This is a genomic window from Klebsiella sp. SWET4 (assembly GCF_024296565.1).
Classification (GTDB): domain Bacteria; phylum Pseudomonadota; class Gammaproteobacteria; order Enterobacterales; family Enterobacteriaceae; genus Klebsiella; species Klebsiella variicola.
In genome coordinates, this window is sequence record NZ_JANCOB010000059.1 from 1 (window position 1) to 1,104 (window position 1,104).

Annotated in this window: 1 protein-coding gene; it reads left to right on the forward strand. The window is 75.4% G+C overall.

The window, feature by feature from the left end:
* A partial coding sequence (locus NKJ21_RS27505) for a helicase-associated domain-containing protein (protein ID WP_254733471.1) occupies window positions 1-1,104 on the forward strand: 1,104 nt, incomplete at both ends.

Below are 1,104 nucleotides of genomic sequence, written 5' to 3' on the forward strand. Positions count from 1 at the left end.
AGCGACTCATCGAGGCGGGCGCGATCACCGCCGCCGCCGAGCTCGACGACCTGGTCGCGCTCGGCGCGACGGCCGGTCTCCTCACGGCCGTCGACCGCGAATGGCTCGCGACCCCCGACGGCGCCGAATGGCTCGAACTCGGCACCGTCGACCGGTGGCGGCGCGTGGCGGAGGCGTTCGCGCGGGCCCTGCCCCGCGGCATCCGCTCACCCGACGGCGGATACGCGGCATCCACGGTGTGGCCGGGTGCCTACCCGCGCGACACCGCCTGGCCCGCCGCCGCGGCGTCCCTCGTCTCGCAGGCCACCCGATGGGGGCTGATCGCCGCCGACGGCTCGGAGCCCGCGTGGGCCGCGCCGCTGCGCGCCGGCGCTCCCGCCGACGTCGCCGCACTCGCCCAGCATCTCGCCCCGGAGATCGACCGGGTCTATGTGCAAGCCGATCTGTCGGTGATCGCGCCCGGCACGCTGGTGCCGTCCGTCGAGCTGCGCCTGCGCGCCATGGCCCACCGCGAGACGCGCGCGCAGGCCTCGACCTACCGGTTCAGCGCCGAGACGCTGCGTGCCGCCGTCGCCGCCGGCGAGACGGCCGAGAGCCTCCGCGCATTCATCGCCGGCATCTCGTTGACCGGCATCCCGCAGCCGCTTGACTACCTGATCGACGAGGCCGCCGACCGTCGCACGGTGGCGCGGGTGGGAATCGACCCCGTGTCGGGGCACACCGTCGTCTCCGCCGACGATCCGCAGATGCTCGCCACCATCGCCGTCGACCAGGCCGTGCGACCGGTCGGCCTCGTGCGCGACGGAGACCGGCTCGTGTCCCGCGTCTCGCGCGACGCCGTCTTCTGGACCCTCGTCGACGCCCGCTACTCCGCCGCCGCGATCGACGCGGGCGGCGATGTCGAACGTCTGCGGCGCCGAACCGCGAGCCCGGCACCGGTCGCGGCCGTCCCGCCGACCGAGCGCTACGCGCCCCTCATCGCCCGACTGCGCGCCGCCCACAGCGAGAACGCGGATGCCGCGTGGCTCGAGCGCGAGCTCGAACAGGCCGTCAAGACCCGGGCGACGATCGAGGTCGCCGTCGAGCTTCCGGGTGGCGACCTGC